Consider the following 21,121-nt stretch of genomic DNA (forward strand, 5'->3'; position numbering starts at 1 on the left):
TCGCGGCGGTACCGGCCATCGGCGGTACCGGCCGGTCGGGGCGGCGCTCGGCCAGCAGCGCCGCCATCAGCCGGGACCACGCCGTGAGGCACTCGGCCTGTACCGGCCGGCGAGGAAGATCGGACCGTATTTTGGCGGTAGCGGGCTGAGGGCTGCGTTCGGTGCAGGCGTCCGTGCGTTCGTCTGACGGTGGTTTTGCCGGAAGGGACCGTGGCAGTGCCGTACTGTCCCGTGAAGCCGTGGCGAGCCGTTGGTGCTGGTGCTCTCGCGCTTGGCAGTCAGGAGTGCTGGACCTGGTCGAAGAGGGCCAGGGCTTCGGCGGGGTCCGGGCTCACGAGGCGTTCCAGACCGGCCGTCGTGATCTTCGCCCACCTGCCGGCCCGTGCCCACATCTGTTCCTCGAAGGCGCGGACGGCCTCGTCCAAATCTCCAGGGCCGGTGGCGATGGACTCGGCGAGTTCGGAGCCTTCCAGCATCGCGAGGTTCGCGCCCGCCCCCAGCGGGGGCATCAGATGGGCGGCGTCGCCCAGTAGCGTCACCCCGAAGGCGTGGGTCCAGGTGTGGGACACGGGCAGGACGTAGAGGGGGCGGTGGACGAAAGCGGTGCCGTGGCGCAGGAGGTCGAGGACGGGAGCGGCCCAGCCGTCGAACAGAGCCAGCAGACTCGATCGCACGGCCTCGACGTCGGCCAGGTCCAGGTTCGTGTGCCAGTCCAGCGGCGCGCGGAACTGGGCGTACACCTTGACGTGGCCGCCGCTGTTGCGCTGGGCGACGAGGGCTCGGTTCACGCCGTACACAGCCACGGAACCGTCGCCGATCAACCGGGCGAGGCGGGGGTGGCGGGTGTCGACATCGTCCAGGGAGGTCTCGACCAGGGTGACGCCGGTGTAGTGCGGCGTCACCGACGAGACCGCCGGACGGGTCCGGGACCAGGCGCCGTCCGCGCCGACCACGAGGTCGAACGTCTCCTGTCGCCCGTCCGCGAAACGGACCCGTACGCCGTCCCGGGTCCCAGGCACCACCTGCGTCACGCCCCGCCCCCACCGGACGTCGAGAGGGCCGAGCAGCAGGTCACGGAGTTGCCCGCGGTCGATCTCGGGATTGGCCCGGTCACCCGGACGGGGTCGCCAGTCGCGCAGGACGGTCCCGTCCGTGTCCAGGATGCGCATGGCCTGGCCCTCGGGACGGGACAGCGCCTGGAACTCCGCCAGCAGCCCCGCCTTGTCCAGCGCGCGCTGGCCGAGCCCTTCGTGCAGGTCCAGCGTGCCGCCCGGGGGCGGGCGTCGGGGCGGGATCGCGTTCGAGGACGGTGACGGGGTGATCATGGCGGTGCAGGACACGGGCGAAGGTGAGGCCGGCAGGGCCGCTCCCGACCACGGCGATACGATGTCTCATGGCGATACACTGTATTTCCGCATGACGATGCATCGCAACAGAACGGTGTGACCATGACTGTGTGGGACCGGCCGGAGCCGCCGGCTCAACCCGTGCCGCTCGACCGGGAGCGGATCGTCGCCGCCGCCATCGCGCTGGCCGACGAGGGCGGGCTGGAGGCCGTGTCGTTGCGCAAGGTAGCCGCCCGGCTGAATGCCGGCCCGATGCGGCTGTACGGATACATCTCCACCAAGGACGAGCTGTTCGACCTCATGGTGGACGAGGTCCAAGCCGAGATTCTCCCCGAGGAGCAGCCCGGTGACTGGCGGGAGGCGCTGCGCATCCTCGCCCACCGCACCAGACAGGCCGCTCTCCGTCACGAATGGCTGGCCGACCTGCTCGGCGGCCGCCCGACCCTGGGCCCGAACGGCCTCGCCGTGGCCGAGGCCACACTGTCCGCCCTCGACGGTCTCGCCGACCTCGACACCGTCATGCGCGCCGTGGAGACTGTCAGCGCCTACTTCACCGGCGCGATCAGGCGCGAGATCGCGAACCTGCGGGCCGAGCGCGCCACGGGCCTGTCCAAGCGCGACTGGCAGCGCGCCTCCGGCCCGCATGTGACGAGAATGTTGGCCACGGGTCGCTTCCCGGCGCTGACCAAGGCCGTGTACGACGGCACGGACGTGGACGCCGAGGCATCCTTCGCGACCGGCCTGGACTGGGTCCTCGACGCCGTGGCAGCCAAACTCACCCGGCCGCCCGCGTGACACTCAGCTCTTGCCGCATGTGAGTGAGGTCGGGGTCGGTGTCCACGGGCCGTGCGGGCTTGCCCCGCCACCACTTCATCACGTTGGTGCTGCCATCGGGACGCCGGGAGCGTCCGCTTCTCGGGCCGGGTCGTGGAAGGGCCGCAAGCCGGCGCACGAGTCGGCGCGGGTGAAGGCGTAGCGGCCCAGGAAGTTGACGTGCTCGTAGGCGATCGGCGAGAGCCGGGCACACATGTCGTCGGTGGCGGGGAACCCGTCGGCGCGACTCTTCTTGACGGCGGCGGCCGGGTAGAGGGTGTTCCACCACACCACAGCGTTCAGGGCGAGGCCGAGGGCGCCGAGTTGGTCCTCCACTCCCTCGCGGTAGCGCTGGCGGAGCTCACCGCGGTTGCCGAAGGCGATCCGGCGCGCGAGGCGGTGGCGGGCTTCCTGGACGTTGAGCTGGGTGCCGATCATGCGGCGGTAGCCGCCGTCGGAGATGAACTGCAGCAAGGTGCAGGGTCTTGAAGATCCGGCCGGCCTGGGCGAACGCGTCGCCCAGGCCGGTGGGTCGGCCGTCGCGCGACAGCATCCGGATCAGGTCGTAGGCGCGGAACCTGATCAGCCGTGAGCGACCCGGCGACGGGGGCCCTCGCGGAGTTGCTCGCCAATGCCGGCGCGCACGGCACCGCCCGAGCGGATGTGCAGTCGGCGGAACTCTTCATCATGGCCAACGCCATCGCGACCGCGGCCGAGTCGGCCCCCGACTCAAGCACACGCCTCCTCGACATCGCGTTCAACGGCATCACGCCCCGCTGACCACCGGCACCCCGCCTGCCCACTGGGGGTGGGCTCCAAGCGTGTCCAGAGCGCCATCGTCGATGGTCGGCGCCGGTCGCCTTGCCGCGAGTATCGGTGTTGCCGGTGTAGTCATCGACTGAGTAACGACCGGACCGGGGCGGTCCTGGAGCGGTTCAGAACCCGACGGTGGTCTCGAAGGTGTCGCGCGCCCGGGCGAGCTGGTACCAGCGCTCGGCGAGAGCGTCCGGGTCGCCCTCACCGGAACCGGGAATGATCGGGACACCGATGCACAGGTGGCCGACGTAGACGCCCTCGTCGGCGAGGTCGTTGTGCAGGCCCTGGGCCCAGGAGCGCAGTCCGGCCAGGGCAATGCCGGAATTGCTCATCCCCGGGATCGGGAGGAGGGCGGTCGTGCCGGTGGTGAACAGCAGGGCGCCGTCGCCCGCCTCACGCATGCCCGGCAGAACTGCGGCGGCAGCGGTGAGGGCACCACCGACGAGCATGTCGAACATGGACCGCACCGACTCCGGGGTCGTCTGTGCTGCGGGGGTGAACCCCAGCTCCTTCAGATCGGGAACCCGGCCGGCCACGTTGGGGAACGTGGGGGCCGGGCTGTAGGAGAGCACACCGATCCGCCCGAGTTCCTCGGCGGCCGCCTCCAGCGCGCCGGTCAGGGCCTTGGCGTCGGTGACGTCGGCCGGGTAGGCGCCGGCGGTGATGCCCTCTGCGGCGAGGGCATCGGCGGCGTCCTGGAGCTTGTCAGCATTGCGGGCGATCAGAGCGACGGGGTGCCCGGCGGTGCCGAAGCGGCGGGCCACGGCGCGGCCCAGGCCCGGGCCGGCCCCGACGACCGCGATGGTGGGAAGGGGGGAAGAGAGGGAAGACATGCTGCTACCTCGAATGCTTACGATGAGTGCGTAACCCCACGGTAGGGATGTATCGAGGACCTCACAAAAGGCACATCGATGTTCGCAGAGCACACAGCTGACCCTGACCACGCCGCCGCCCCCACCCCGCACTCGCAGGAGACCTGGCCCGACGAGATCCCCCACCCATGCGAGACCTGGCCGGACAACGGCCGCGGATTCCGCGAGACCCTCGACCGGATTGGAGACAAGTGGTCGGTCCTGGTCATCGGCCTCCTGAGCCAAGGCCCCCTGCGCTTCGGCATGCTGCACCAGCGGGTCCCGGGCATCTCCCAGCGCATGCTCACCCTCACCCTGCGCCACCTGGAACGCGACGGCATCGTCTCCCGCACCGCCTACGCCGAAGTCCCACCCCGCGTCGAATACGAGCTGACCGCACTCGGCGAGAGTCTGCGCGCAACGGTCTACGCCCTCGCCCGATGGGTCACCGACCACAACGACGAGATCGAAACCGCGCGCCACCACTACGACACGCGATGAGATCGACCGCGCTGCACAACGCCCAGTCGCCGAAGCACATGGTCGGCACTGGCTCGACTTTCAGATGGGCGTGGAGCTGTGTGTTCGCCACTCTTTCGCCCGGACGTCGGCGGTGTCGAGGACGGCGCGGGAGACGTCGATGAGGCCGGCGTCGTTGAGGCCTGTCCGCCGAGGCCACCGTGTGTGGGGTCGGACTGTCAATGACGCGCGGTGTCGCTGGTGGCTGTCCGGCGACACCGCGTTGAGTTTTCCCACGCTGATGTACCGGTGATCAGCGTGCACGGCTGGCCCCGGGGCTGGTTGTGGCTGCCGGGGTGGCCCGCGTCGTGGTGCCGAGGCTCGTCTTGCGTTCGGGGTCCGGGGCTTTGTGGGTGGAGGTGCTGATTCTGTGGGTGAGACCGGCTGCCGAGTGGCTGGTCGGCCGCGAGGTGGGTCTCGCCGTCGAAATGGCGGATGTGGCGGTCGGGGAGCCGGCGCATCACGGTCGTGGCGAAGGTTTCGGTGAACTCCGGCAAGCGCATGCGGCCTTGGTGCTGATTGCTGGCGTCGTGTTCACCGAGGTCCGGTTCTTCCTTGGTTGCGGCTTCGTGGGACGGCCCTGACTCACTGGAAGGCCGGTATGACTTCCTTGATGAACAGCTCCAACGACTTGCGCTTCTCCTCGTGCGGCAGGCTGGTGTCGATCCAGAAGCTGTACTCGTCGACGCCGAGTTCCTCGTAGGAGCGCAGCCGCTCGATGACTTCAGCCGGGGTGCCGATCATCGCAGTCTTGTGCAGCGACTCCGGTTGGAACTCCGGCCGGTCTTCGAACTTCGACTCCGGGCTGGGCGGGAGGAACCCGTTCCGCGGGGTGGTCTTGTTGCCGAACCAGGCGTCGAAGGTTCGGTAGAAGCGGTTGATCGCCTCCGCGGCCGGGCGCCAGCCGTCGGGCTCGTCGGGGGAGTGGACGTGTGTGTGCCGCAGGACCATCAGGTCGGGGCGCGGCGTCTCTGGATGGTTGGCCACGGCGGTGTCGAACTTCTGCTTGAGGTCGCGGACTTCCTCGTCGCCCTTCATCAGCGGGGTGACCATGACGTTGCAGCCCTGCGACACGGCGAAGTCGTGGGAGGCGGGGTCGCGGGCGGCGATCCACATGGGCGGGGTGGGTTGCTGGACCGGCTTGGGCACGCTGGTCGATGTCGGGAACTGCCAGATCTCGCCGTCGTGGGCGTAGTCGCCCTGCCAGAGCGCCCGGACGGCCGGTACGAGCTCACGCAGGTGCTTTCCGCCGTCGGCGGCCGGCAGCCCGCCTGCCAGTCGGTCGAACTCGAACTGGTAGGCGCCCCGGGCGAGTCCGACCTCCATCCGGCCGTTGCTGATGACGTCGAGCAGCGCGCATTCACCGGCGACCCTGAGCGGGTGCCAGAACGGGGCGATGACGGTTCCCGCACCCAGGCGGATGGTCGAGGTCTTCGCGGCGAGGTGGGCGAGCAGGGGCATCGGGCTGGGGGAGATCGTGTACTCCATCGCGTGGTGCTCGCCGATCCAGACGGTGGTGAACCCGCCGGCCTCGGCCATCAGGGCCAGCTCGGAGAGGTTCTCGAAGAGCTGCCGGTGGCTGACCTCCTCGTCCCAGCGCTCCATGTGTACGAACAACGAAAACCTCATGACTGCTCCTCGTCTGCTGTGGGGACCGGGCGGTGGGCGGCGCCCTGGTCGCTGTGCTCGTCGGCGGTCACGCCGGACCGCTGTGCGCGGGCCGCGTCCATTTCGGTGAGGGTGACGTCACCGGTGGCCCAGTGCGTGCGGGGGACCTCGTGGACGACGACGCGGATGTGCTCGGGCCGGGTGTTCACGGTGCGCAGGACCGCGGCGTGCACCTCGTGCATCAGGTCCCGGATCTGTGCCGGAGTCCGTCCCTCGGCGAGGGTGATGGCGATCTGCGGCACGTCAGCTCCGCATCGTGAACGGGTCGGCCACGGGCTCCTCGCTCGTGTTGATCCAGACACTTTTGAGCCGCGTGTACTCCTTGATCGTCTCGGTGCCGTGCTCGACGCCCACGCCGCTGGTCTTGAAGCCCTGGCGTGGTGACATGGGGGACATGGCGCGGTAGGTGTTGACCCACACGGTCCCGGCGTCCAGGCGCGCCGCCATCCGGTGCGCCCGGGCGAGGTTCGTCGTCCACACGCCGGCCGCGAGTCCGTAGTCGGTGTCGTTGGCCAGGCGTACGACCTCGTCCTCGGTGTCGAACGGCATGACGGCCAGGACGGGGCCGAAGATCTCCTCGCGTACGACGCGCATCTCGTTGTCGACGTCCACGAGGACGGTGGGTTCGTAGAAGTAGCCGCCGAGGCCGCCGTCGGTGGTCCGGCCGCCGGTGAGGACCCGGGCGCCTTCGCCGCGTCCGAGGTCGACGTAGCCGGCCACCTTGTCGCGCTGGTCGGCGAAGGCCAGCGGGCCGAGCTCGGTCTGCTCGTCCATGGGGTCGCCGATGCGGATGGTCCTGGCGCGTTCGCAGACCCGCTCCAGCAGTTCGTCGTAGACGGACCGGTGGGCGAAGACGCGGCTGCCTGCGATGCAGGTCTGTCCGGCGGCGGCGAAGATGCCGGCGATGACGCCCATCGCGGCGTTGGGGACGTTGGCGTCCTCGAACACGATGTTGGGGGACTTGCCGCCGAGTTCGAGCGTGGAGCCGATGAACCGGCTCGCGGTCGCCGCTGCGATGCGGGCCCCGGTGGCGGTGCTGCCGGTGAAGGAGATCTTCGCGAGGTCGCGGTGGTCGACCAGGGCCTGCCCGGCCTCGCTGCCGAACCCGGTGACGACGTTGACCGCGCCCGGCGGGAATCCCGCCTCGAGCGCCAGCTCGGCGAGCCTGAGCACCGTGGCCGAGGTGTACTCCGAGGGCTTGATCACGACGGTGTTGCCGACGCAGAGCGCGGGCGCCAGTTTGCTGCTGGTCAGCGTCAGTGGGGAGTTCCAGGGCGTGATCGCGCCGACGACGCCGAGCGGCTCGCGGGCCGTGTAGTTCAGCACCTGGCGGTTGGAGGTGGGGATGAAGTCGCCGTGGATCTTGTCGGCCAGCCCGGCGTAGTAGTGGTAGTACTCGGGCAGGGTCGCCAGCTGCCCGCGCATCTCGCGCAGCAGCTTGCCGTTGTCCCGCGTCTCCATGCGGGCCAGGTCCTCGGCGTTCTGGGCGATCAGGTCACCGAGGCGGCGCAGGAGGTGTCCGCGTCGCGTCTGGCTGAGGTCGCGCCAGCGCGGGTCCTCGAAGGCTTCCCGCGCGGCGGACACGGCTCGCTGGATGTCGGTGGCGTTCCCGCGTGCCGCCCGGTAGAGGACCTCGCGCGTGGCCGGGTTGGTGCTCTCGAAGTACTCGCCCGACGAGGGCTCGACCCATGTTCCGCCGATGAAGTGCTGCCATGTGGTGGGTTCAGACATGTGCGCATGCTCCGATGAAGGTGGTGAGGGCGCCGACGAATGCTTCGGGGCGCTCGACGGGCAGCATGTGACGCGCCCCGGGGACGACCACGGCACGGCAGTCGGGCAGCGCCGCGGCGAGCCGGTGGGTCATCCCGGGAGTGGACCCGGGATCGTTCTCGCCGGTCACCGCCAGTGCGCGTACGGCGATCGCGGCCAGGTCCGGTGCGAGTTCGGCGTCCGCCGTGGCGAACACGCGGTAGCAGTTGAGGAAGGAGTTGACGTCGTTGGCGAGCAGGGTGGCCTCGGTGCGGGCCACCCGGTCGGGGTCGACGTCGGTGCCGGCGTACCACCGCTCGAGGGAGGCGGTCGCGCTCGCTGCGAAGTCGGCCTCCGCGGTGCGCAGCCGGTCGAGCACGGATGCCCGCTCCTCGGCCGTGCGCGCGCACACCGAGCTGACCGAGGTCAGCGTGGCCACGAGGTTCGGGTGGTGCAGCGCCACATGCTGGGCGACCAGCGCGCCGAGCGAGAATCCGACCAGGTGTGAGCCGTCGGGGATCTCGCCGATCACCCCGTCGGCCAGGGCGGCGAGTGTCACCCCGTCGGTGACCGGCGGGCGGGTGCCGTGGCCCGGCAGGTCGGGGGCGATCACGGTGAAGCGGTCGGTCAGGAGCGCGGCGGCGGGCTCCCACATGGTGTGGTCGAGCCCGACGCCGTGCAGCAGCACCACGGTCGGCTTGCTCATCAGTACCTACTGCTCGGTCGAGAGCGGCGCCAGGCGCTGCTGGGGGCGCCCCTGGGCGGCCGCGGCAAGGGCGATGACGATCTCGTTGGCGTGGGGGGCGTCGCCGACCCGGACCTCGAAGCTCTGGTGGTGCGAACGGATCGTGGCGTCGGTGATGTGCTTCAGCGGGATGTCGAAGACCACGCCGGCGGGCCCGCGCTTCTCGACCGCCGGCAGCAGGGTGGTGGCGTTCGCGGCCTTGCGGAAGTGGTCGCCGAACTTGAGCGTGTGGATCAGTGCCGACCCGTGTTCGATCTCCCCGTCCAGGCCGACGATGGCCGCCTTGCCGTATGCCTCGGCGGGGGCCTCGAGTGCTTCGAGCACCGCGGGGGCCAGCAGTGCGCCCAGATCGGAGGCGTTCGCCTCGATGCCGGGATGGAGGTCCTCCACGAAGCCCTGACCGGCCCACGGGTTCTCGATCACCGCCGCGACCACGGCGATACGGGCGGGGCGCTCGAGGGCGCGGCCGCCTTCGGTGCGGATCTCCTCGACGACGGTCACGATCCTGCGCACGTTCATGAGGGGACTGCCTCCAGGCTCTGGGTGGTGACGACGGGGTCGCTCATGCGGTCCCCGATCCGGGGGTGCGGACGCGGTCCCGTCGACGCGGCCGCGATGACGACGATCTCGTCCGCACGCGGGGCGTCCGGAACGCGGGCGTTGATGGTCTGGTAGTGACTGCGTGTCGCGGCGTGTGTCTTGTGCCAGAGCGGGACGATCAGCGTCTCGCCGGCCTCGGCACGGGTGTCGGCGAAGCAGATGATCGACTCGCCCTGGAGGAACTCCCGGACCAGGTTGCCGAAGTACGGTGTGTGGATGAGTGCCCCGGCGTGCTCGATCTCGCCCGCCGTGCCGACGATGGCGGCCTTGCCGAACGACTCGATCTCGTCCACGCCACCCAGGGCGGCGATGAGCCGGTCGGTCAGCAACTTGGCGAGCACCGGGGCGATGTGGCCCTGCTCCGCGGAGAGACCGGCCGAGGGGCCGGTACCCAGCCAGGGGTTCCGTATGACAGCGGCGACACTTGCGCGCCACGCGGGCTGGGCGGGTGCCTCGCCCGCCTCGGTGAGGACGACATCGCGGTAGAGCACGAGCTTCCGGAGACCGATGCTCTCGTCAGGGCGTTCCATACGCTCTTGCATGGCACAGGACGATAGGTATCGTCCGTCGCGACGGTCAAGAGGCTGAGCGGAAGAGTTGCCCGCCCTCTCCGAGCCCCTGCGATAACCAGCAATAACGCTGTGAAGTGCGGTCATCGGTGGCGTCGGTGCCGGGATGTGATTCGTCGTGGCGCACCCCTTGACGCTCTATCTGTGCCATGCATTACTGCTCCTTGCATGCCAGGGCCGTGGGACATCAGGCCCTGCGGACTCTCAAGGAGTTTCATGTCCAGTCACCTGCAAGCCGGTACGGGAACGACGCCTGAGACACCGTCGGGCAATGACGAGGAAAGCCTTGTGGAGGGCACCGGCGAGGGCCACGACGACGGCGGCAGGCTCGGTTCCGTTTTCTGGACCTCGCTCGGTGTCTCCGCAGTCTTCGTGGCCTGGGCGGTGCTCTTCACGGACAACCTGAACAAGGTCACGAACACCTCCTTGAACTGGGTGACGGCCACATTCGGCTGGAGCTACCTGGTGGTCACACTCGCCATCCTGATCTTCCTGGTGTTCCTGGCCTTCAGCCCCGCAGGCGACCTCCGACTGGGCAAGGACAGTGACCGTCCCGAGTTCTCGACGCTCAGCTGGTTCGCCATGATCCTCAGCGCGGTCATGGGTATCGGACTGGTCTCGTACGGCGTCGCCGAACCGATCTCCCACCTGGCGACACCACCGCACGGTCTCGCCGAGCCGAACACACCGGCGGCGGCGGTGAGAGCACTCCAGTACTCCTACTTCGACTGGGGCCTGCAGGCCTGGGCGATCTTCGCCGTCTTCGGTCTGGCCATCGCGTACTCGACCCACCGCAAAGGCCGGCGCACCCTGGTGAGTCAGATGTTCGCGCCGCTGCTCGGTGACCGTGTGAACGGCGTCATCGGCAAGGCGATCGACGTGCTCGCCGTGTTCGCGACGCTCTTCGGCACCACGACCTCACTCGGCCTGGGAGCCCTCCAAGTCAACAACGGTTTGGGGAAGTTGTTCGGGATCCCGGTGAACTCGGTGAGCCAGGTACTCATCATCGCCGCAGTCACCTCGGTGTTCACGCTCTCGGCGGTGACCGGAGTCAGCAAGGGCATCAAGTTCCTGAGCCAGGGCAGTTCGCTGCTGGCGGTCGCGCTGTTCGTGTTCATGCTGATCGTCGGCCCGGCCGTGTTCATCGCGAACCTGTACGTTGAGTCCGTCGGCCAGTGGGCCACCGACTTCTTCCGGATGAGCCTGCAGGGCACCGCCTTCGGCGGGCTCGAGTGGATGCAGTGGTGGACCTACTTCATGATGGCCTGGTGGGTCTCCTGGGGCGCTTTCGTCGGCGTCTTCCTGGCCCGTATCTCGCGCGGCCGCACCATCCGCGGGTTCGTCATGGGCGTCCTGGTCGTCCCCAGCGTGGTGTTCTTCACCTGGTTCACGGTCTTCGGCGGCACCGCGATCCACATCGACATGTTCGAGGGCGGCGACATCGCCAAGCAGACCGCGGCCGACATCAACAGCGCCTTCTTCGCGACCCTCGACCACTTCCCGCTCGCCGGACTCACCTCGGCGATCGCGATCCTCCTGGTGGTGATGTTCTTCGTCTCCGGCGCAGACGCCAACACCTATGTGCTGAGCATGATGACCTCGGACGGCTCGCTCACCCCGCGCCGTTCGGTGCTCATCCTCTGGGGCGTCATCACCGGAGTCACCGCCGTCGTCCTCATGCTCGCAGGCGGACTGACCGCCCTGCAGAACACCGTCATCGTGACGTCCTTGCCGTTCCTCGTGATCATCGCCGGTCTGGCGGTGTCGTTCTGGAAGGAACTGCGCGCAGACCGAAAGGAGAAGACCGATGTCGCACACTGACGCCCGCCGTGGGCTCATCGAGAAGGTATGGGCCGAGGCCTGGGGGCACGGCGACGTCGATGCGCTCGACGCGTTGCTGAGCCCGGCCTACCTGCGCCACGGGACAGACCCGCACCCGCAGAACCTGGATGCCTTCAAGGCGGCGATCCTCTCCACGCGAGCGGCGTTCCCGGACCTGACCACCACCATCGACGACATCGTGGTCGAAGGTGACAGGGCCGCGATCCGCTGGCACAGCAGCGGAACCCAGGTGAATTCGTTCCTCGGTGTCCCGCCCACCCAGCGGCGCGTGGAAGTCGGCGGCGCCACGTTCGCCCGCTTCGAGGGGGACCGGGTTGTCGAGGAGCACGTGACGTGGGATCCCAGGGCGCTGCTCTCGGCGCTGGGCATCATCAGCGTGGGACAGGACTGACGATCGAGATGACAAGGAGCACCCTCATGGCCGCGCTTGCCTCCACTCCCGACCTTGACGTGATGAAGCGGGTCAACCGGCAGTTCGTCACCGGTGTCACGGTCGTGACCGCGATGGACGGAGAGATCCCCAGGGGGCTGGCCGTCAACGCGTTCTCGAGCATCTCGCTCGACCCCCCTACCGTGATGGTGTGCGTCCAGCACACCTCGTCCACCCACGACTGTCTGTTCCGGGCGAACCATCTCGCGATCAACATCCTGTCCACGGAGCAACTCGACGTCGTCGGCACGTTCGCAGGCAAAGCCGCCGACAAGTTCAAGGACCTCGACTGGCAGAGCGGCCCGTTCGGCAGCCCGCTGATCGCTCGAAGCAGTGCGCAGATGGAGGTCGAGATCCGCGAGCGGCTGCGGGCCAGTACCCACACCGTGTTCATCTGCCGCGTCGTACACGCTGCGGCCGCCGAGCACCATCCGATGGTCTACAGCGCGGGTAAGTTCTTCGACGGCGGCGCGCTCGCGTCGCTGGGATGACCGGCGGGTGGCTCGGAAGGCGGAGGAGGGCTCGGTGAATCGCGCAAAGAGCGAACCGAAGAACGGATCGATGCAGGCCACAGTGATCGCCGAAATGCGCAGGCGCATCATCAAGGGAGACATCGACCCAGGGGCTCCGCTCTCGGAATTCGCCCTCGCCGAAGAGTTCGGCGTCAGTCGTACGCCGGTACGCGAAGCCCTCAAACAGCTGCAGACCGAAGGGCTGGTTGAAATCCGGCCACGCGTCGGGACGTTCGTCACCACCCCCTCCCGCCGCGAGATCACGGAGCTCTTCGTGATGAAGGAGCTCATCGAGGGCGCGGCCGCCCGCCTCCTCGCCCAGCGTGGCCGGGTCCCGGAGATCGACAAGCTCGAGCAGAATCTGCGCGAGGCCGACGAAGCGGTGGCGCGGGACGACCGGGAGCGGTATGCGGAGTTGGTCCAGGAGTTCCACGACCTGCTCATCGCCGGGGCCGACAACAGCAAGCTGGAAGCCCACTACCGGATGCTGATGAACCAGCTGGCCTACTCCCGGCTGGTCAACACGTCACTGAGTCAGCCGGGACGTGCCCTGCAGTCGGACCGCGAGCACCACATCGTCCTGGAGCTGATCCTCGAGAAGGACGGCGACAGCGCCGAGCACGTGATGCGTGAGCACGTCAGGGCCAGTCGGCGTGCGCTGCTGGCCGGGCTGCCCATCGGCGGGCCGAATGAGAAGTTCGGCAAGGCAAGTTCCTGATACCGGGGCAACGCCCGCTCACTGCGGGCGGATCCGGCACGACGGTAAGGCCTATACGAAGAGGTCAACAAGCCGGACAACCACTCCCGGTCACCGACAGTAGCCTCCCCCTGCCTGACGGCGCCCCGCTCGTGGAACCAACCACCCCAGTTACACCGCTCGTTCACCAGACTCCGATGCCCCTTGGCGTACGCCGGCGCAAACGGGCGCGGCCCGATACGCGGGATCCCGGTGGCGGCCCTGGAGCGGATTGAGGCCGCTGACCGGTGAGGTCTTGGGCGATCTCGTCGTTGGCAGAGCCGGCGGCCGTCAGGTCGCCTTGTCCGCTGTAGCGACCCTTGTCGCCGGCGTGGAGTTCGCCCGGGGTCAACTGAGTACGAGGTGAGGGGAGTACAGGTCGATCCAGGCGGCGAGGTTGAGTGCCGTCTCCAGGCTGCGCCGGGACGCCTGGCCGATGTGGGGCGCGTGGGATTCGGCGGCGCGGGTCAGCCGCTCGCGGCTGACCATGTCGAAGACCCGGTGTGCGGGGTTGTCCAGGAGTTCCTTGACCTGGTTCTGCAGCGCCACGGCGTAGGCCGGGTCCTGGGTGGAGGGGTAGGGGCTCTTCACCCGGTCGTAGACGGATGGGGGCAGCAGGTCCGCCGTGGCCTCGCGCAGCAGGCTCTTCTCCCGGCCGTCGAACGACTTCAACCGCCAGGGGGTGTTGTACACGTACTCCACCAGTCGGTGGTCGCAGTACGGCACGCGGACCTCCAGGCCGACCGCCATGCTCATGCGGTCCTTGCGGTCCAGCAGGACGCGGACGAATCGGGTGAGGTGGAGGTGGCAGATCTGTCGCATCCGGTATTCGAAGTCGCTCTCGCCGTCGAGCCGCTGGATCCCGGCCACCGCCTGGCGGTAGCTGTCCTGCACGTAGGAGTCGAGATCCAGGGCTGTGGTGAAGTCCTCGCTGAGGATGCTGTCCTCGTCGCCGAAGTGCTGCCGGAACTGCACCAGCCAGGGGAAGGTGTCGGCCGCCCGTGCCGCGGGGTCGAAGAACTGCTGGTAGCCGCCGAACACCTCGTCGGCGGATTCTCCGGACAGGGCGACCGTCGAGTGGCGCCGGATGGCCTTGAACAGGAGGTAGAGGGAGGCGTCCATGTCGCCCATGGCGACGGGAAGGTCCCTGGCCCGGATGACGTGGGCCCGTACCTCGGGGTCGGCCAGCTGGTGGGAGTCGAGGACGATGTCCTGGTGTTCGGTTCCGGAGCTGTTCGCCACGTCGTGCACGTAGGGGGTGTCCGGGGTCGCGCGCAGGGCATCGGGGACGAAGTTCTCGCTCTGCCCGACGAAGTCGACGGCGAAACTGCGGACCTTCCCGCCTCCTGCGGCGAGTTCGCGGGCGGCGAGGGCGGTCATGGCGGAGGAGTCCAGGCCGCCCGAGAGCAGGGTGCAGCGCGGCACGTCGGCCACGAGCTGGCGGCGCACGATGCCTTCGAGCAGCTCCCGGACCCGGGCGATGGAGCCGTCACGGTCGTCGGAGTGCGGCCGCGTCTCCAACGACCAGTAGACGCGGGTCCGTGTCCCTTCCGGGCGCACGGTCACCACGGTCCCGGGCTCGACCTCACGCATCCCCTGCCAGATCGCGTGTCCGGGTGACTTCACGAAGGCGAACGCCTCCCGCAGCCCGTCGAGGGTCACGGTGCGTGCGGCGAGCGGGTTGGCGAGGATCGCCTTGGGCTCCGAGCCGAACAGCACACCATCGGCGGTGGGGTAGAAGTAGAAGGGCTTTATGCCCATCCGGTCACGGATCATGACGAGCTTCTGCTCGCGCTGGTCCCAGACGGCGAAGGCGTACATGCCATTGAGGTGCGCGGCGACGGCCTCGCCCCACTCCAGATAGCCGTGCAGCACCACCTCGGTGTCGGAGTCGGTGGTGAAGCGGTGCCCCTGCGAGATGAGCTCCTTGCGCAGCTCGGTGAAGTTGTAGACCTCGCCGGAGTACACCAGGGCCACCGTCGTCCCGGCCTCCCGGACGCTCATCGGCTGCCGGCCGCCCGGCAGGTCGATGATGGCCAGCCTTCTGTGGCCGAGCGCGGCGGGACCCTCGACCCAGGTGCCGCGGTCGTCCGGGCCACGGCAGGCCATCGTCTCGGTCATCGCGTCCACGGTGGCCTGCTCGGTGCGCAGGTCCCGCTGGTACGAGATCCATCCTGTGATACCGCACACGGTCGTCCTCCGTTCCGGTCACCGGTGCCGCCGGCCGGCAGTGCCGCCGAAGGACGACGGGGAGTGAACCGGACGGCATCAGAAAGCGAATGTATGCGCCATCTGTCAGCGTCCTTCACGAAGTGCCGACGGTCAAAAGGACCATGCCGGGAGCCGCTCTCCCGCGGCCAAGGGCCTCCTGAGACGGCCGCCGACCTGCCCGGCTGGGGGGCGCGGTGGGCTCCCGACTCGTGCTCGTCGCGGCGGGCAGGTGCGCTCCGACGGAGCGGCGCAGGACCGTACGCGGCCAGGCGGTGAAAGGCTACGGTGCAGTCACCGGCGTCGGGAACAGGCGGCGCGGGGCGCGGTGAGGGAGGTGAGCTTCGCGGTGGCAAGCGGTGCTGCGGACGGTGCGGAAGCGGGGCCGCGGGGGCTGCGCAAGGTTCCGCTGAGCGATCCCGGCCGCCGCCGGGAGGTGCTCGACGCCGTACTCGCGCTGCTGGCCGAGGTGGGGTACGAGCGGTTGACGATGGACCTGGTCGCGCAGCGTGCCAGGGCCAGCAAGGCCACGCTCTACCAGCGGTGGCCGACCAAGGCCCGGTTGACGGTGGCGGCCCTGGAACAGCACCGGCCGCAGATCACCGACCACGACACGGGCTCCTTCCTCGGGGATCTGCGGCACCTGCTCGCCTCGTGGCTGGCGGGCTGGACGGAACTCGACCGGGGGCTGGTCATCGCCCTGTTGGAAGGCAGCAGAACGGATGCCGAACTGGCCCGCCTGCGTCACGAGCGGCTGCGCCGCCCACTGCGGCAGGCCGCCGAATCGCTCGTGGAGCGGGCGCGTCGGCGGGGTGAGATCCCCAGGGGGGTGGATCCGGAACTACTGGTGGAGATGCCGTTCTCGGTGGTGCTGACGCATGTGCTGATCGAGGGTGAGGCGCCCGACATCATGCTCGTCGACAGGATCATGGACCGAGTGCTGGCCCCGCTGCTGGGCACCGCGCCGCCTGAAGCTGCCGGGCCGTGATCTCCGTACCGCGCACATAGTACGGATTCGTTCTACTCTGGGGTGTGAGGCTGAACGGCCGGACGAAGGGAGCGGTTCCCATGAGCGCACCCTTGGCGCCCGCGGCGTCACTGCCCACGCACCGTACCTGTCCGCTCGATCCGCCGCCGGAGTACCAGCGGCTGCGGGACGAGCAGCCGGTGGCCCCGCTGGCCTTTCCCGACGGCAAGGTGGGCTGGCTGCTGACCCGGCACGAGGACGTCCGGGCCCTGCTGGCCGACGACCGGTTCAGTTCGGCGCGTGAGAACGCCTCCTCGCCGGTGCGCCGCAACCTGTTCCGTCCGGAAGACCGCCCCGGAATGCTGCTGAACATGGATCCGCCGGAACACACCCATTACCGGGGGATGCTCACCCGCTACTTCACGGTGCGCCGGATGCGTGCCCTGGCCCCGAGGATCGAGCGGATCGTCGCGGATCACCTCGACGTCATGGAAGCGGCCGGTCCTCCCGCGGACCTCGTACCTGCCTTCGCCCGGCCCATTCCCTCCCTGGTCATCTGCGAGCTGCTCGGCGTGCCCTACGCCGACCGGGAGAAGTTCCAGCGGTGGACCGCCACGATGCTCAGACTGGATGTCTCCGAGGACGAGGCGTGGCAGGCCCGTGAAGCACTGCGCGAGTACATGCGCGACCTGGTGGCCGACAAACACGAACACCCCGACGACGCCCTGCTCAGCACCCTGATCCGGGCGGAAGACCCCGACGCCGGGCTGACGGACGAGGAACTGGCCGGCATCGGCCGGCTCCTGCTGATCGCCGGGCACGAGACCACCGCCAACATGCTCGCCCTGGGAACCTACGCCCTGCTGTCCCACCCCGATCAGCTGCGCTCCCTGCGCGAGCAGCCGGAAGGTGTCGGCCGTGCGGTCGAGGAACTCCTGCGCTACCTGACCATCGTGCACTTCGGCACCGTCAGGGTCGCCCGCGAGGACGTCGAGATCCACGGCGTACGCATCCACGCCGGGCAGACCGTCGTGGCCTCACTGCCCGCCGCCAACCGCGACCCCGGTCAGTTCACCGAGCCGGACCGGCTCGACCTCAACCGCGAACCTTCCCAGCACGTCTCCTTCGGACACGGCATCCATCAGTGCCTGGGACAGCAACTGGCCCGTGTCGAGATGCAGATCGCCTTCCCCGCCCTTCTCCGGCGCTTCCCCACGCTCCGCCTGGCCGTTCCGCCCGAGCAGGTCCCGATGCGTGACGACATGTTCGTCTACGGCGTTCACGCGCTCCCCCTGAGCTGGGACAGGTGACCACGCCATGAAGATCCGGATCGAGCACGACCGCTGCCGCGGCGCGGGCCAGTGCACCCTGACCGCACCCGAACTCTTCGACCAGTCCGAAGACGACGGCACCGTCGTACTGCTCAACGAGCAGCCCCCACCCGAACTCCAAGCCCGCGCCCGCCTCGCCGCGAGCCTGTGCCCCAACTCGGTCATCCGGATCGTCGACGACCCTGACCCATGACCACCGCGCGGATACTCCGCGTTGTTCTCCGCTTTCCGCTCCCCGTTGTTCTCCGCGTCCGGCGCCGGGCACCATTCACAGGGACCGGCCGGGCGGAGTCGGCGGCCCCAGCCGGCCGGTGGAAGGATGGAGCGCGTGAGACTCGGCATCGACCTCGGGCACGCCACCTGCGGGGCGGTTGTGACCGGCCACGACGGACACACCGTGGCCCAGGCCATTGTCGGCAGCAGGCTCGGGACAGCCGGTGCGCTGGGCGCGGTTCTCACGGCGCTGGGGCCCCGGGCGGCCTCGGCGGAGTCGGTCGCCCTCGTCACCGACTTCGCCCGCTGGCCGGAGCATCCGAGGCCCGTTGCGCTGCTGCGGATCGCACCGGCGAGCCATCCGGCGCTGGCACTCTTCGCCGACTGGCCCGAGCGGACGCGGAGCAGCGTGGAGTCGTCCACTGCCGTGGTCGTGGGAGGCGCCACGGTGACCGGGCGTCCGCTGGCCCGGCTGGACCGGAGCGCGCTGGAGGCTTTCGCCCGGCGCGCCGCCGCCGAAGGCCAACCGGTCTTCGCCGTGTGGGCAACCGGAGCGCCGGCCCATCCCGAACCCGAGCTCGAAGCCGCGGCGGTGATCGCCGACGCCGTCCCCGGCGCGGACATCAGCCTGTCCTACGAGATCGGGCCTGCGGGAAACGCGAGAACGCCACCGTCGTCAACGCGGCCCTGGAGGGCTGGGCGGCGGCCCTGGTCGCGGACGCGCTGCACGCACTGCGTTCGGCAGGGCTGAGCGCGCCGCTGTTCTTCGCGCGTGACGACGGAGGACTGGTGTCCGCCGAGTACTTCCGCCGCTATCCGGTGATCGCCACTACGCCCGCCACGGCCTGCGCCGCACGCGGCGCCGTCGGCCGAGTGGGGGTGTCCCGAGCGCTCGTGATCGACGTCGGTGCGGGCGCTGTGTGCAGCCTGGCCGTCGTCGACGGTGAGCCCGAACGCTCGGCCGTACCCGGACCCGGTCCGCTGGGGGTGTGGATGAGTCTGAATGCGCCCGCGGTCCACCGGCCGGCACCGAACGCGACCGACCTGAGCACTCTGACCGAGGCCGTCGCCCGGCAGCACGAACGGTTGCCGGACGCTCCGCTGCTGTGCACGGGAGGCGGTGCCAGACTCCCGGACGCTCTGGCCGACGCGTCCGACACCCCTGAGGCGCGGGCGACGGACGGGGCGAGGTTCGCGACCGCCTCGGTCTGCCGGGTGGAGTTCGAGCAGTTGGCCTCGGCAGTGGGACGCGCCGAGTTCGAGCAGCGCCTGAACCTGGCTCGGGACCCCGCGCTCTCGCGCGCGGTAGCGGCAGGCGCGGCCCCGGACACGGTCGGGTTTGCGTTCGACGCAGCCCAGGCGTTCGAGGTCGTCGATGAGGGAGCCGATGACCTGCTTGTGTTGTTTGGAGGCGCGGGCGAGTTCGCCGGCACGGATGCCGTCGGCGCGCAGGTAGGCGAGGACGGCGTCGGTGCGGGGCCGGATGTCGTCGAAGCCCTGCTCGGCGAGGGCTGATGAACAGCTCGCGCTGAGCAGAGGAGATGATCTGGGTGGCGAGCACGCCGAGGTCCGGTTCCGCACCTGGGCTTCTCCGTGTCCGCCGACGGCCGGCCGGCCAGGTGGCCGCACGCTCGCGGAGCAGCGGTTCTACCGCCGCGCGTCACCGGCGTCGACCCTGCCCTGCCACCGCCCCCCAAGGCTATGGGGACGAATGCCGCCCGCCGCGGGCCTCGCGCCTCGGGCGGACGGCACTCCTTTCGACATGCGTCCTCAGCCGGACCACGGCGTCGTCACTCGTGCCGTGATCGTCTTCGGGCGCTGGTACTCGTGCAGGGCGAGCGTGCTGAGGTCCGTACCGTGGCCCGACGCGCCACGGCCTCCGTGCGGCAGCTCCGCCGTCTGGACCAGGTGGCAGTTGAGCCAGGCTTCCCCCGTGTCCAGGCGACCGGCCAGATCCAGACCCGCCTCCAGATCGCGGGTCCAGACGCTGGCGGCGAGCGCCTGGGGGACGCCGTTGGCGAGGGCGATGGCATCCTCGACGCTCGGTGCGGACTGAACGGTCAGCAGCGGGCCGAAGACCTCCTCCACCACCGCCGGATCGTCGTCAGGGAGATCCGCGAGGATCCGTGCCGGACGCCAGTGGCCGCCCGACTCTCCATCCTCCAGGGCGAGTTCACCCGTCACCGTCACCTTCGCCGAGGACGCGGCCACGATCCGGTCGTAACGCGCCGCCTGGTCCGGGTTGTTGAGCGGGCCGAAGTCACGCCCCGCCGCGCGCCGGCGCATCGCCTCGCCGAGTCGGTCGACTGCGGTCTCGTAGCTCACACCGAGGGTGATCACCCGAGCGGGTACGGCACAGCTCTGGCCCGCGTTGTACGTGGTGGCCCTCGCCAGTTGCTCCCAGGTGTCGTCGGGCGCGTCCGGCAGGATGACGACCGGGCTGTTGCCGCCCAGTTCCAGGCTGACCCGCTTCGTCCCGGCGCGTGCCGCCACATCGGCTCCGGCCCTCGCGCTGCCGGTGAACGCCACCATGTCCACATCGCCCGCCACCAGCAGCCGCCCGCTCTCGCGGTCGCCGGGCAGCGTCTGCGCCACGGCCTCGCCCAGCGCCTCACCGGCGTGCGCGGCGAACAGAAGCAGCGAGTCGGGGGTGGTCTCCGCGGGTTTGGCGACGACCGTGTTCCCCGCGGCGAGGGCGGGCGCGCATCGCCAGGCGGCCATCAGCAGCGGGTAGTTCCAGGGGACGACGACCCCGACGACGCCGAGCGGTTCCCAGCGGACCCAGCTCTCATGGCCCGCGACAAGCCCTCCCGCCGCCGGGGCGGACCGGGTGCGCGCCGCCCACGCGTAGAAGCGGAAAAGGTCCGCAGTCTGCTCCACCTCACCGGCCGCCTCGTGCTCCGGCTTGCCCGTACCGGCGCACTCCAGGGCCACGTACTCGGCGGCGTGCTCCTCGATCAGCCCCGCGAGCCGGTCGAGCCGCCGGGACCGCTCCCGCGGAGTCAGCGCGCGCCACCCCGCGAGGGCCCGGCGGCCAGCGCGGGTCGCTGCGGCGACCTGCGCTTCACGGGCGACTGCCGAGCTGCCCCGTACCCTGCCGGTACGGGGGTCGATGAGCTGGACGGTTTCCAACTGGGTCTCCTTCGGCGGACGACAGCGGATGACGGCAACAACAGCGGATGACGGCCGACACTGACGGATCGCGG

At 69.7% G+C, this 21,121-nt stretch carries 21 protein-coding genes and 4 pseudogenes; 13 read left to right on the forward strand and 12 right to left on the reverse strand.

What is annotated here, in order from left to right:
• Positions 1-278: 278 nt before the first annotated feature.
• Positions 279-1,395, reverse strand: a pseudogene (locus tag E0500_RS42350) (FAD-dependent oxidoreductase).
• Between the two features lie 53 nt (positions 1,396-1,448).
• Between E0500_RS42350 and E0500_RS42355 the strand changes: the two are divergent.
• Complete coding sequence (locus E0500_RS42355; RefSeq protein ID WP_131559440.1) at positions 1,449-2,141, forward strand: TetR/AcrR family transcriptional regulator; 693 nt, start codon at positions 1,449-1,451, stop codon at positions 2,139-2,141.
• A gap of 78 nt (positions 2,142-2,219) precedes the next feature.
• Here E0500_RS42355 and E0500_RS42360 read toward each other — a convergent pair.
• Positions 2,220-2,733, reverse strand: a pseudogene (locus E0500_RS42360) (Tn3 family transposase); the annotation flags it as partial.
• 14 nt (positions 2,734-2,747) lie between these two features.
• On the opposite strand from E0500_RS42360, the gene E0500_RS42370 reads away from it, so the two are divergent.
• Positions 2,748-2,939: a hypothetical protein gene (locus E0500_RS42370; protein WP_131559434.1), complete on the forward strand. Its 192-nt coding sequence runs from the start codon at positions 2,748-2,750 to the stop codon at positions 2,937-2,939.
• Between the two features lie 155 nt (positions 2,940-3,094).
• On the opposite strand, the gene E0500_RS42375 is transcribed toward E0500_RS42370, so the two are convergent.
• Positions 3,095-3,808: an SDR family oxidoreductase gene (locus E0500_RS42375; protein WP_131559432.1), complete on the reverse strand. Its 714-nt coding sequence runs from the start codon at positions 3,806-3,808 to the stop codon at positions 3,095-3,097.
• A 78-nt stretch (positions 3,809-3,886) separates the two neighbouring features.
• On the opposite strand from E0500_RS42375, the gene E0500_RS42380 reads away from it, so the two are divergent.
• Together E0500_RS42380 and E0500_RS42385 are read left to right on the forward strand one after the other, a co-directional pair.
• Positions 3,887-4,327 carry a helix-turn-helix domain-containing protein gene (locus E0500_RS42380; RefSeq protein ID WP_131559430.1) on the forward strand — a complete coding sequence of 147 codons (441 nt, stop codon included), beginning with the start codon at positions 3,887-3,889 and terminating at the stop codon, positions 4,325-4,327.
• Positions 4,328-4,698: 371 nt separating this feature from the next.
• Complete coding sequence (locus E0500_RS42385; RefSeq protein WP_131559428.1) at positions 4,699-4,929, forward strand: hypothetical protein; 231 nt, start codon at positions 4,699-4,701, stop codon at positions 4,927-4,929.
• Position 4,930: 1 nt separating this feature from the next.
• Here E0500_RS42385 and E0500_RS42390 read toward each other — a convergent pair whose 3' ends face one another.
• Genes E0500_RS42390 through E0500_RS42415 form a run of 6 tightly spaced genes read right to left on the reverse strand, consistent with a single transcriptional unit; the run spans position 4,931 to position 9,649 of the window.
• Positions 4,931-5,974: an LLM class flavin-dependent oxidoreductase gene (locus tag E0500_RS42390; protein WP_131559427.1), complete on the reverse strand. Its 1,044-nt coding sequence runs from the start codon at positions 5,972-5,974 to the stop codon at positions 4,931-4,933.
• A complete protein-coding gene (locus tag E0500_RS44755; protein WP_309505319.1) occupies positions 5,971-6,255 on the reverse strand; it encodes a tautomerase family protein in 285 nt (94 codons plus the stop codon). The genes E0500_RS42390 and E0500_RS44755 overlap by 4 nt, the downstream gene beginning before the upstream one ends.
• Position 6,256: 1 nt before the next feature.
• Positions 6,257-7,744 (reverse strand): aldehyde dehydrogenase, encoded by a 1,488-nt coding sequence (locus tag E0500_RS42400; RefSeq protein ID WP_131559425.1) that lies wholly within the window; start codon positions 7,742-7,744, stop codon positions 6,257-6,259.
• The gene (locus tag E0500_RS42405) at positions 7,737-8,468 is read right to left on the reverse strand and encodes an alpha/beta fold hydrolase (RefSeq protein WP_131559423.1); all 732 of its coding nucleotides are present in this window, start codon (positions 8,466-8,468) and stop codon (positions 7,737-7,739) included. The genes E0500_RS42400 and E0500_RS42405 overlap by 8 nt, the downstream gene beginning before the upstream one ends.
• Before the next feature lie 6 nt (positions 8,469-8,474).
• Entirely contained in the window at positions 8,475-9,026 is a 552-nt protein-coding gene (locus E0500_RS42410; protein WP_131559421.1) for an amino acid synthesis family protein, read from the reverse strand.
• Positions 9,023-9,649: an amino acid synthesis family protein gene (locus tag E0500_RS42415; RefSeq protein WP_131559419.1), complete on the reverse strand. Its 627-nt coding sequence runs from the start codon at positions 9,647-9,649 to the stop codon at positions 9,023-9,025. Before E0500_RS42415 ends, E0500_RS42410 begins: the two co-directional genes overlap by 4 nt.
• 243 nt (positions 9,650-9,892) lie before the next feature.
• Here E0500_RS42415 and E0500_RS42420 point away from each other — a divergent pair, with 243 nt between their 5' ends.
• Genes E0500_RS42420 through E0500_RS42435 form a run of 4 tightly spaced genes read left to right on the forward strand, consistent with a single transcriptional unit; the run spans position 9,893 to position 13,178 of the window.
• The gene (locus tag E0500_RS42420; protein ID WP_131559418.1) at positions 9,893-11,497 is read left to right on the forward strand and encodes a BCCT family transporter; all 1,605 of its coding nucleotides are present in this window, start codon (positions 9,893-9,895) and stop codon (positions 11,495-11,497) included.
• A complete protein-coding gene (locus tag E0500_RS42425) occupies positions 11,484-11,909 on the forward strand; it encodes an ester cyclase (protein ID WP_131559416.1) in 426 nt (141 codons plus the stop codon). The genes E0500_RS42420 and E0500_RS42425 overlap by 14 nt, the downstream gene beginning before the upstream one ends.
• A 26-nt stretch (positions 11,910-11,935) precedes the next feature.
• Positions 11,936-12,439, forward strand: a complete 504-nt coding sequence (locus tag E0500_RS42430; RefSeq protein ID WP_131559414.1) for a flavin reductase family protein — start codon at positions 11,936-11,938, stop codon at positions 12,437-12,439.
• 34 nt (positions 12,440-12,473) lie between these two features.
• Positions 12,474-13,178: a GntR family transcriptional regulator gene (locus tag E0500_RS42435; RefSeq protein ID WP_309505320.1), complete on the forward strand. Its 705-nt coding sequence runs from the start codon at positions 12,474-12,476 to the stop codon at positions 13,176-13,178.
• Positions 13,179-13,544: 366 nt separating this feature from the next.
• Here E0500_RS42435 and asnB read toward each other — a convergent pair whose 3' ends face one another.
• The gene (gene asnB / locus E0500_RS42440) at positions 13,545-15,386 is read right to left on the reverse strand and encodes an asparagine synthase (glutamine-hydrolyzing) (RefSeq protein WP_131559412.1); all 1,842 of its coding nucleotides are present in this window, start codon (positions 15,384-15,386) and stop codon (positions 13,545-13,547) included.
• A 367-nt stretch (positions 15,387-15,753) separates the two neighbouring features.
• Here asnB and E0500_RS42445 point away from each other — a divergent pair, with 367 nt between their 5' ends.
• The 5 genes and pseudogenes from E0500_RS42445 to E0500_RS45255 all read left to right on the forward strand — a co-directional run.
• A complete protein-coding gene (locus E0500_RS42445; RefSeq protein ID WP_131559411.1) occupies positions 15,754-16,392 on the forward strand; it encodes a TetR/AcrR family transcriptional regulator in 639 nt (212 codons plus the stop codon).
• Between the two features lie 80 nt (positions 16,393-16,472).
• Positions 16,473-17,681, forward strand: coding sequence for a cytochrome P450 (locus tag E0500_RS42450; protein ID WP_131559409.1), 1,209 nt, complete (start codon positions 16,473-16,475; stop codon positions 17,679-17,681).
• Between the two features lie 7 nt (positions 17,682-17,688).
• Positions 17,689-17,895 (forward strand): ferredoxin, encoded by a 207-nt coding sequence (locus E0500_RS42455; protein WP_131559407.1) that lies wholly within the window; start codon positions 17,689-17,691, stop codon positions 17,893-17,895.
• A gap of 135 nt (positions 17,896-18,030) precedes the next feature.
• Complete coding sequence (locus E0500_RS43375; protein ID WP_220141521.1) at positions 18,031-18,666, forward strand: hypothetical protein; 636 nt, start codon at positions 18,031-18,033, stop codon at positions 18,664-18,666.
• Positions 18,624-18,812, forward strand: a pseudogene (locus tag E0500_RS45255) (hypothetical protein); the annotation flags it as partial. The gene E0500_RS43375 and the pseudogene E0500_RS45255, both read left to right, overlap by 43 nt.
• Positions 18,813-19,289: 477 nt before the next feature.
• Here E0500_RS45255 and E0500_RS45260 read toward each other — a convergent pair.
• Together E0500_RS45260 and E0500_RS42465 are read right to left on the reverse strand one after the other, a co-directional pair.
• Positions 19,290-19,544: pseudogene (locus tag E0500_RS45260) on the reverse strand (hypothetical protein); the annotation flags it as partial.
• A 141-nt stretch (positions 19,545-19,685) separates the two neighbouring features.
• Positions 19,686-21,047 carry an aldehyde dehydrogenase family protein gene (locus tag E0500_RS42465; RefSeq protein WP_131559405.1) on the reverse strand — a complete coding sequence of 454 codons (1,362 nt, stop codon included), beginning with the start codon at positions 21,045-21,047 and terminating at the stop codon, positions 19,686-19,688.
• Between the last annotated feature and the right edge of the window lie 74 nt (positions 21,048-21,121).

The organism is Streptomyces sp. KM273126 (assembly GCF_004337435.2).
GTDB classification, from domain to species: domain Bacteria; phylum Actinomycetota; class Actinomycetes; order Streptomycetales; family Streptomycetaceae; genus Streptomyces; species Streptomyces acidicola.

What these genes read in the sequence shown, in the direction of transcription:
- E0500_RS42425 (WP_131559416.1), top strand. Translation starts at nt 11,484, where the DNA reads ATGTCGCACACTGACGCCCGCCGTGGGCTCATCGAGAAGGTATGGGCC.
- E0500_RS42410 (WP_131559421.1), bottom strand. Translation starts at nt 9,026, where the DNA reads ATGAACGTGCGCAGGATCGTGACCGTCGTCGAGGAGATCCGCACCGAA.
- E0500_RS42380 (WP_131559430.1), top strand. Translation starts at nt 3,887, where the DNA reads ATGTTCGCAGAGCACACAGCTGACCCTGACCACGCCGCCGCCCCCACC.
- E0500_RS42405 (WP_131559423.1), bottom strand. Translation starts at nt 8,468, where the DNA reads ATGAGCAAGCCGACCGTGGTGCTGCTGCACGGCGTCGGGCTCGACCAC.
- E0500_RS42430 (WP_131559414.1), top strand. Translation starts at nt 11,936, where the DNA reads ATGGCCGCGCTTGCCTCCACTCCCGACCTTGACGTGATGAAGCGGGTC.
- E0500_RS42415 (WP_131559419.1), bottom strand. Translation starts at nt 9,649, where the DNA reads ATGCAAGAGCGTATGGAACGCCCTGACGAGAGCATCGGTCTCCGGAAG.
- E0500_RS42455 (WP_131559407.1), top strand. Translation starts at nt 17,689, where the DNA reads ATGAAGATCCGGATCGAGCACGACCGCTGCCGCGGCGCGGGCCAGTGC.
- E0500_RS42420 (WP_131559418.1), top strand. Translation starts at nt 9,893, where the DNA reads ATGTCCAGTCACCTGCAAGCCGGTACGGGAACGACGCCTGAGACACCG.
- E0500_RS42390 (WP_131559427.1), bottom strand. Translation starts at nt 5,974, where the DNA reads ATGAGGTTTTCGTTGTTCGTACACATGGAGCGCTGGGACGAGGAGGTC.
- E0500_RS42400 (WP_131559425.1), bottom strand. Translation starts at nt 7,744, where the DNA reads ATGTCTGAACCCACCACATGGCAGCACTTCATCGGCGGAACATGGGTC.
- E0500_RS42450 (WP_131559409.1), top strand. Translation starts at nt 16,473, where the DNA reads ATGAGCGCACCCTTGGCGCCCGCGGCGTCACTGCCCACGCACCGTACC.
- E0500_RS42375 (WP_131559432.1), bottom strand. Translation starts at nt 3,808, where the DNA reads ATGTCTTCCCTCTCTTCCCCCCTTCCCACCATCGCGGTCGTCGGGGCC.
- E0500_RS42355 (WP_131559440.1), top strand. Translation starts at nt 1,449, where the DNA reads ATGACTGTGTGGGACCGGCCGGAGCCGCCGGCTCAACCCGTGCCGCTC.